Origin of the sequence: Pseudomonas sp. BAY1663, assembly GCF_000582595.1 — a bacterium.
Lineage (GTDB): Bacteria > Pseudomonadota > Gammaproteobacteria > Pseudomonadales > Pseudomonadaceae > Stutzerimonas > Stutzerimonas stutzeri_AF.
This window is the reverse complement of the sequence record NZ_AZSV01000056.1, coordinates 21,284-29,237: the sequence shown is the minus strand read 5'-3', so window position 1 is coordinate 29,237 and position 7,954 is coordinate 21,284. Positions and strand designations below refer to the sequence as shown.

Genomic DNA, 7,954 nt, shown 5'->3' with positions numbered 1-7,954 from the left:
AGCAGCACGGCGCCCGCGGCCAGGCGCGGCTTGTCGGTCCGCAGCCGTGGCAGCGCGATCAGCAGTGCGGCGCTGAGGGCGATGACGAAGCTCAGCAGCCAGACCCCACCGAGCGGCGCCAGCCCGGCCAGCGGGCCGTCGAGCTGGCTGTAGCCGCTATAGAGCCAGGGAAAGCCGGTGAGAATCCAGCCGCGCAGCGCATCCAGCGCCAGCCAGAGCGCGGCGAAGGCCAGCGCATCGCCCAGCGGCGTATGGCGATTGCGCAGCAGGCGCGCCCAGATCCAGCCGAGCAGGGCGAAGAACAGCGCCAGGCCGGCGACGAAGCCCAGCGTCAGCAGGCCCGCCAGTGCCGGCGAGGCAGCGCCGAAATCGTGGATGCTGACGTAGACCCAGCTGACGCCGGAGGCGAACAGGCCGAAACCGTAGCACCAGCCGCGCTGCGCCGCCTGTTTCGGCGCGACTTCACCCAGCCCGAGGTAGAGCAGGGCGATGGACAGCAACGCCAGTGGCCAGAGGTCGAACGGCGCCAGCGACAGGGTGGTCAGCGTGCCGGCCGCCAGCGCCAGCAGGTTGCCCGGCCAGCCGGGGCGGATGATCCAGTGCATGGGGTTTCCTTCGCGAAGACGATCGGGGCGCTCGGGCGTCTCGATCGCTTCAGTCGTTGAGCCGGCTGAAGCGCAGCATGTGCACGCGGCGGCTGTCGGCATTGAGCACGCGCACGCGGAAGCCGTCGATCTCGGTGACTTCGTTGCGCTTGGGCAGATGGCCGAAGGTGCTCATCACCAGGCCGGCGACGGTGTCGAACTCGTCGTCGGGGAAGGCGCTGCCGAAGTACTCGTTGAAGCTGTCGATCGGCGTCAGCGCCTTGACCAGGAAGTCGCCGCTGGGCAGCGGGCGGATGTAGCTGTCTTCCTCGACGTCATGCTCGTCCTCGATGTCGCCGACGATCTGCTCCAGCACGTCCTCGATGGTCACCAGGCCGGCTACGCCGCCGTATTCGTCGATGACGATGGCCATGTGGTTGTGGTTGGCGCGGAATTCGCGCAGCAGCACGTTGAGGCGCTTGGATTCGGGCACGAAGGTGGCCGGGCGCAGCAGGTCCTTGATGTCGAAGCTGTGCTGGTCGTCCTTGAGGATCAGCGGCAGCAGGTCCTTGGCCAACAGCACGCCGATCACTTCGTCGAGGCTCTCGCCGATCACCGGGTAGCGCGAATGGGCGGCCGAGATGATCGCCGGGAGGAATTCCTTCGGCGACTGGTCGGCCTTGATGCTGATCACCTGCGAGCGCGGCACCATGATGTCGCGCACCTGCAGGTCGGCGACCTGGATGGCGCCTTCGACGATGGCCAGTGCCTCGTTGTCGAGCAGCTTGTTCTGGTGGGCTTCGCGCAGGATTTCCAGCAGTTCCTGGCGGTTTTTCGGCTCATGGGCAAAAGCCTGGGTGATTTTTTCCAGCCAGGTCTTCTGCCCGCTGATCGATCGATCTTCGCTCATGTCGTTGACTCAGGAGTCCTTGCCCGTGTCGGGCTGTTCTTCGGCATAGGGGTCGGGGTGTCCCAGTTCGGCCAGCAACTGGCGTTCCAGGTCTTCCATTTCTTCGGCTTCGGCGTCTTCGATGTGATCGTAGCCGAGCAGGTGCAGGCAGCCGTGGATGACCAGGTGCGCCCAGTGCGCCGCCAGTGCCTTGCCCTGCTCGGCCGCTTCGCGCTCGACCACCGGTACGCAGATCACCAGGTCGCCGAGCAGGGGGATGTCGAGCAAGTCGTCCGGCACGTCGGCGGGAAACGACAGCACGTTGGTCGCGTAGTCCTTGTGTCGCCAGGTGCGGTTGAGCTCGCGGCCTTCGTCCTCGTCGACCAGGCGGATGGTCAGCTCGGAGTCGCCGCTACGCTGGCGCAGCGCCAGTTCGCACCAGCGCTGCAGCTCGCGGGCGTCCGGGGCGGCGCCGCTGCTGGCGCATTGCAGGTCGAGTTCAATCACCGGCTTGTTCCTGGGCGGCGCGCTTGCCGGCTGGGGCTGTTTGCCTTCGAAGGACTCGTAGGCCTCGACGATGCGCTGCACCAGCGGGTGGCGCACCACATCCTTGGGTTGGAAGTGGGTGAAGCTGATGCCGTTGACGTCCTTGAGCACCTCGATTACGTGCGTCAGGCCACTCTTGGTGCCGCGCGGCAGGTCGACCTGGGTGATGTCGCCGGTGATCACCGCGGTGGAACCGAAGCCGATGCGGGTGAGGAACATCTTCATCTGTTCCTGGGTGGTGTTCTGGCTTTCGTCGAGGATGATGAAGCTGTTGTTCAGGGTGCGTCCGCGCATGTAGGCCAGCGGTGCGATCTCGATCACCTGCTTCTCGATCAGCCGTGCCACGTGCTCGAAGCCGAGCATCTCGTAGAGCGCGTCGTACAGCGGGCGCAGGTAGGGTCGATCTTCTGCGCCAGGTCGCCGGGGAGGAAGCCGAGCTTCTCGCCGGCCTCCACCGCCGGGCGTACCAGCAGGATGCGCCGGACCTGCTCGCGTTCCAGCGCGTCCACCGCGCAGGCCACGGCCAGGTAGGTCTTGCCGGTGCCGGCCGGGCCGATGCCGAAGTTGATGTCATTGTCGAGGATGGCCTTGACGTAGCGCTGCTGGTTGGCGCCGCGCGGGCGGATGTTGCCCTTGCGGGTACGCAGGGCGACGCCCTGGTGGGCGTTGGGGTTGGCCAGGTCTTCCATCCCGGACTCCTGCAGGTACAGGTGCACCATGTCCGGCGACAGCTCGGTGGTCTTGGTTTCCCGGTACAGTCGGCGCAGCAGGTTCTCCGCGGACTGGGCCACGTTGGGCGGACCGATCAGCTCGAACTGGTTGCCGCGGTTGCGGATCTCCAGTTCCAGGCGTTGCTCGATCAGGCGCAGGTGCTCGTCGAATTGGCCGCAGAGATTGGCGAAGCGACGGGCTTCAAAGGGTTCGAGGGTGAAACGATGAGGTTCTATGGGTGCGTTCAAGGGCTTATAGGTATGGCCGGGTTCGGCGAAGTGATGAAGGAAGAATAGCGCCGCTCGGGAAAAGCGGAAAGCGCAGTCGCGGCGCCGATTTTCAGCCCCGCATGGGATACATGGGGCTGATGCGGTGCGTCTCAAGGCAGCAGGCTGCCGCGCAGGGAGTGCGGCAGGGCGTCGTCGATGTGTACGTCGACGAACTGGCCGATCAGCCGCGGGTTGTCGCAGCGGAAGTTGACGATGCGGTTGTGCTCGGTACGGCCCTGCAGCATGCCCGGGTCCTTCTTCGAGTAGTCGCTGACGAGGATGCGCTGGGTGGTGCCCACCATTCGTCGGCTGTTCTCGAAGCCCTGCTGGTTGATGCGTTGCTGCAGGATCGCCAGGCGCTGCTTCTTCACTTCCTCCGCGGTGTCGTCGACCAGGTCCGCCGCCGGGGTGCCGGGGCGCGCGCTGTAGACGAAGGAATAGGAGAAGTCGAAGCCGACGTCTTCGATCAGCTTCATGGTCTGCTCGAAGTCCTTGTCGGTCTCGCCGGGGAAGCCGACGATGAAGTCCGAGCTGATCAGGATGTCCGGTACTGCCGCCTTCAGCCGGCGGATGCGCGACTTGTATTCCAGCGCGGTGTGGTTGCGCTTCATCGCCGCCAGCACCCGGTCGGAGCCGGCCTGCACCGGCAGGTGCAGGTACTTCACCAGCTGCGGGATGTCGGCGTGGGCCTGGATGATGGCGTCGGAGAATTCCAGCGGGTGGCTGGTGGTGTAGCGGATGCGGCCGATGCCGTCGATGGCCGCCACCGCATGTAGCAGGTCGGCGAAGTCGTGGCCGTCGTAGCGGTAGCCGTTGACGTTCTGCCCCAGCAGGGTGATTTCCTTCACGCCGTTCTCGGCTAGGTGGACGATCTCCGCCAGTACGTCGGCCAGCGGCCGGCTGACTTCCTCGCCGCGGGTATAAGGCACCACGCAGAAGGTGCAGTACTTGCTGCAGCCTTCCATCACCGAGACGAAGGCGCTGGGGCCGTCGACGCGTGGCTCGGGCAGGCGGTCGAACTTCTCGATCTCGGGGAAGGAAATGTCCACCTGCGGCGTCTTGGTGGTGCGCGCGGCGTCGATCATTTCCGGCAGGCGGTGCAGCGTCTGCGGGCCGAAGACCACGTCGACATAGGGCGCGCGATCGCGGATCGCCGCGCCTTCCTGGCTGGCCACGCAGCCGCCGACGCCGATCACCAGTTGCGGGTTGTCCTGCTTCAGTTCGCGCCAGCGGCCCAGCTGGGAGAAGACCTTTTCCTGGGCCTTTTCGCGGATCGAGCAGGTATTGAGCAGGATCACGTCGGCTTCCGCCGGGTTCTCGGTGATCTCCATGGCCTGGTGTTCACCCAGCAGGTCCACCATGCGCGAGCTGTCGTACTCGTTCATCTGGCAGCCATGGGTTTCGATGAAAAGCTTGCGGGTCATGTTACGGGCCGGCGTTGTGCAAAAAATGACCGGGGATTATAGGGCCAGGGATAAGCCGATAAAAGCATGGGCGCTCGATAAAACGCCGCAGGGACGGATCGGCTACGGGCGGAACGGGCCGCGACCCTCGGCGGCCTGCAGTTCCATCAGGTAGTCGCGGAAGATCTGTCCGAGTACCTGGGTGGCGATTTCCAGTTCGTCGCGGCGCATCTGCGCGGAGACCCGGTCGGCGGTGTCCAGCGCCTCTTCCTCGCCATTGACCGCGGCCATCTTGAGGACGATGTAGGCCTGCACGTTGTTGGGCTTGACCCCCTCGCCGCGAAAGAACATCACCCCGAGTCGATGCTGCGCCGTGGCATGGCCACCCAGCGAGGCCTGTTCGAACCAGTGTAGCGCCTTGGCCAGGTCGCGCGGGGCGCGCCGCCCGTCGTAGTGGAACTCGCCCAATTCGTAGGCCGCCTGCAGGTCGCCTTCGCTGGCCGCCTGCTGGCAGGCGCGCAGGGCTTCGGGGAGCTCTTCGGGAAGGGTGTTGAGCGCACAGCGAGCCGTCGCCGGGATCAGCAAGGTATTGCCGCCGGCCGAAGCCGTCAGAGGCGAGAGAAGCAGCAGACAGCCCAAAGACAGGATGCGGCCGGTGCGGGTCATGAAAATCTGGCGCCTCGAGAAGCAGGGCGGTAATGGGTTTGACCGGGAAACGAGCCCGTCGTCACATTATGGATAAGCTGCAGTCCGCTTACAAAGCCTTTAACCGCCGCTTACCGGCTTTTTATGCGACCTGGCGACGCCCCTGCGGGCACTGCCCGGGAATGGGAGCGACAGCAGGTCAGATCGTAGGTTGGGTTGAGACGCGCAGCGATGAAGCCCAACGTGTTCATGCCGATCCCCGCGGCCTCGCTGCGCTCAGCGCCACTCTAGCAGCGCGGCCCAGCTTCCCGTGTGCGCTGTTCGGCAATCGCAGCAACAGCCAGGCGAGCAATGGGCTGGCCAGTGCCAGCAGCAGTGGCCGATACGCGTTCAGTGGGTTCTCCAGCGGCGTGCCGTCCATCGGTGTGCCGGCCAGCAGTAGGATGGCCGCGCCCAGCCCTGCTACTCCAAGCAGGCGCGCCGGCCATTGCAGCAGGCCGGCATACAGCACCAGCAGGGCGCAGGCCAGCAGCAGGCCGAGTGCGTAAGGCGCGCTCCAGCCGAGTTGCCGCGCCAGTTCGAAGCACACGCAGAGCCCGAGCACCACGCGCCCCCAGTTCGGCCGGCTCCAGGCCCAGCCGCGGGCCAGGGTCAGCATGGCCAGTGCGATCAGTGGCAGCCCCAGTAGCAGGCTGGCGCGTTCCAGCCATTGTTGCGCCTCCTGTACGGCCATGCCCGCGAAACCGGCGACGCCAACGGCACCGCTGGCCGCGAGAAGAACGAAGCCCAGCAGGGCGCCGAACAGTGCCGGCTGCTCGGCTTCGCCGTAGTGGCGCCGCGCGCGGCCGACCCGCAGCGCACCGGCGCCTGCGCCCAGCGCCAGCAGCAGGGTCTGCAGCAGGTCCATCGCCGGGCTCACTTGAGCCTGGCGAAGGCGCGCTCGGCCGCCTCCAGGGTGAGTGCAAGCTCGGTCTCGCCGTGGGCGATGGAGGTGAAGCCGGCCTCGAAGGCACTCGGTGCCAGGTACACGCCGCCTTCGAGCATCAGGTGGAAGAAGCGCTTGAAGCGATCGGCATCGCTGGCCATCACGTCGGCGAAGGTGACGATGTCGTCGGCGCCGCTGAAGTACAGGCCGAACATGCCGCCCACCTGGGTGGTGACGAAGGGGATGCCGGCGGCATCGGCGCGATCCTGCAGGCCCTGCAGCATGCGGCTGGTGTAGTCGCTCAGCTCGGCATGGAAGCCGGGGCGGCTGATCAGCTTCAGCGTGGTCAGGCCGGCGGCCATGGCCAGCGGGTTGCCCGACAGGGTGCCGGCCTGGTAGACCGGGCCCAGCGGGGCGATCCTTTCCATGATCGCGCGCTTGCCACCGAAGCAGCCCACCGGCATGCCGCCGCCGATGATCTTGCCAAAGGTGGACAGGTCCGGCGTCACGCCGAAGTGCGCCTGGGCGCCGCCGAGGGCGACGCGGAAGCCGGTCATCACCTCGTCGAAGATCAGCACCACGCCGTGTTCGTCGCACAGGCGGCGCAGACCTTCGAGAAAGCCCGGCGCCGGCGGTACGCAGTTCATGTTGCCGGCCACCGGCTCGACGATGATGCAGGCGACCTGCTCACCTTTCTCTTTCAGCGTGGCCTCGACTTCGGCGAGGTCGTTGTAGGCCAGGGTCAGGGTGTGCTTGGCGAAGTCGGCCGGCACGCCAGCCGAGCTGGGCACGCCCTGGGTCAGTGCGCCGGAGCCGGCCTTGACCAGCAGGCTGTCGGAGTGGCCGTGGTAGCAGCCTTCGAACTTGATGATGGCGTCGCGGCCGGTGTAGCCACGGGCCAGGCGGATGGCGCTCATGGTCGCCTCGGTGCCGGAGCTGACCATGCGCACCATCTCCATCGACGGCACCAGGCTGCAGACCAGCTCGGCCATCTCGGTCTCCATGGCGGTCGGCGCGCCGTAGGACAGCCCGTGTTCGAGCTGGCGGCGCACCGCGTCGAGCACCTGCGGGTGGCTGTGACCGAGGATCATCGGACCCCAGGAGCCGACGTAGTCGACGTAGCGCTTGTCGTCCTCGTCGATGACGTAGGCGCCTTCGGCGTGCTTGAGGAACAGCGGCGTGCCGCCGACGCTGCGGAAGGCGCGCACCGGCGAATTGACGCCGCCGGGAATGTGGGTCTGGGCGCTGGCGAAGAGGGTTTCGGAACGGGACATGCGGGGCCTCGCGAATGCATGGGGCGGGCCGGCGTCGGTGCGGCCCGCCATTGGAAATCAGGGGGTGGCGAACAGCTGGGCGAAGGCTTCGGCGCGGCGCTGCACCTCGGCCGCGGAGTCGGCGGCGAACAGCGCATGGATCACCGCGATCAGGCTGGCGCCCTGGGCGATCAGCCGTGGCGCGGTCTCCAGGGTGATGCCGCCGATGGCGGCGATCGGCTGGCTGAAGCGCGCCCGGGCCTGCTGCAGCAGTTCGATGTCGGCGGCTGGTGCGCCGGGCTTGGTATTCGAGTTGTAGAAGCGGCCGAAGGCGATGTAGCTGGCACCCTCGGCGATCGCCTGCTCGGCCAGCGCCAATTGCGCGTGGCAGGTGGCGCCGATGATCGCCTGGCGGCCGAGCAGGGCGCGCGCGGCGGACAGCGAACCGTCCTCCTGGCCCAGGTGCAGGCCGACGCCCAGGCGTGCGGCCAGTTCGGCATCGTCGTTGATGATCAATTGCGCGCCGTGGTGTGCGCAGAGTTCCAGCAGGGCATCGGCCTCGCGCAGGCGACGGGCATCGTCGCCGGACTTGTCGCGGTATTGCAGCAGGCGTGCGCCACCCTTGAGCGCGGCTTCGACGTAGGGCAGCAGGCGCCCTTCGGCCAGCAGTTGCTGTCGGTGATCGCGTAGAGGCCGCGGAGCCGGGTGGTTTCCTTCATGCGCAACTCT

The 7,954-nt window shown here is 66.8% G+C and carries 6 protein-coding genes and 3 pseudogenes; all 9 read right to left on the bottom strand.

All coding sequences use genetic code 11. The features are described 5' to 3' along the window. Window positions 1-605, bottom strand: a pseudogene (locus tag BAY1663_RS15485) (apolipoprotein N-acyltransferase); the annotation flags it as partial. A 49-nt stretch (window positions 606-654) separates the two neighbouring features. Further along, window positions 655-1,494, bottom strand: coding sequence for an HlyC/CorC family transporter (locus BAY1663_RS15480; protein ID WP_037042421.1), 840 nt, complete (start codon window positions 1,492-1,494; stop codon window positions 655-657). A 9-nt stretch (window positions 1,495-1,503) separates the two neighbouring features. Then, window positions 1,504-1,980, bottom strand: a complete 477-nt coding sequence (gene ybeY, locus BAY1663_RS15475; RefSeq protein ID WP_037042429.1) for an rRNA maturation RNase YbeY — start codon at window positions 1,978-1,980, stop codon at window positions 1,504-1,506. A 36-nt stretch (window positions 1,981-2,016) separates the two neighbouring features. Further along, window positions 2,017-2,978, bottom strand: a pseudogene (locus BAY1663_RS15470) (PhoH family protein); the annotation flags it as partial. Window positions 2,979-3,109: 131 nt separating this feature from the next. Next, complete coding sequence (miaB, locus tag BAY1663_RS15465; protein WP_037042420.1) at window positions 3,110-4,423, bottom strand: tRNA (N6-isopentenyl adenosine(37)-C2)-methylthiotransferase MiaB; 1,314 nt, start codon at window positions 4,421-4,423, stop codon at window positions 3,110-3,112. Between the two features lie 102 nt (window positions 4,424-4,525). Further along, a complete protein-coding gene (locus tag BAY1663_RS15460; protein WP_037042418.1) occupies window positions 4,526-5,068 on the bottom strand; it encodes a tetratricopeptide repeat protein in 543 nt (180 codons plus the stop codon). Window positions 5,069-5,294: 226 nt separating this feature from the next. Beyond that, window positions 5,295-5,954, bottom strand: coding sequence for a hypothetical protein (locus BAY1663_RS15455; protein ID WP_051497166.1), 660 nt, complete (start codon window positions 5,952-5,954; stop codon window positions 5,295-5,297). Between the two features lie 8 nt (window positions 5,955-5,962). Beyond that, window positions 5,963-7,246, bottom strand: coding sequence for a glutamate-1-semialdehyde 2,1-aminomutase (gene hemL / locus BAY1663_RS15450; protein WP_037042416.1), 1,284 nt, complete (start codon window positions 7,244-7,246; stop codon window positions 5,963-5,965). Window positions 7,247-7,303: 57 nt separating this feature from the next. Next, window positions 7,304-7,944: pseudogene (gene thiE / locus BAY1663_RS15445) on the bottom strand (thiamine phosphate synthase). Window positions 7,945-7,954 lie beyond the last annotated feature (10 nt).

Bases quoted from the DNA above. Each gene is read 5' to 3' on its own strand.
- BAY1663_RS15480 (WP_037042421.1), bottom strand. From the start codon at position 1,494: ATGAGCGAAGATCGATCGATCAGCGGGCAGAAGACCTGGCTGGAAAAA.
- miaB (WP_037042420.1), bottom strand. From the start codon at position 4,423: ATGACCCGCAAGCTTTTCATCGAAACCCATGGCTGCCAGATGAACGAG.
- BAY1663_RS15460 (WP_037042418.1), bottom strand. From the start codon at position 5,068: ATGACCCGCACCGGCCGCATCCTGTCTTTGGGCTGTCTGCTGCTTCTC.
- BAY1663_RS15455 (WP_051497166.1), bottom strand. From the start codon at position 5,954: ATGGACCTGCTGCAGACCCTGCTGCTGGCGCTGGGCGCAGGCGCCGGT.
- hemL (WP_037042416.1), bottom strand. From the start codon at position 7,246: ATGTCCCGTTCCGAAACCCTCTTCGCCAGCGCCCAGACCCACATTCCC.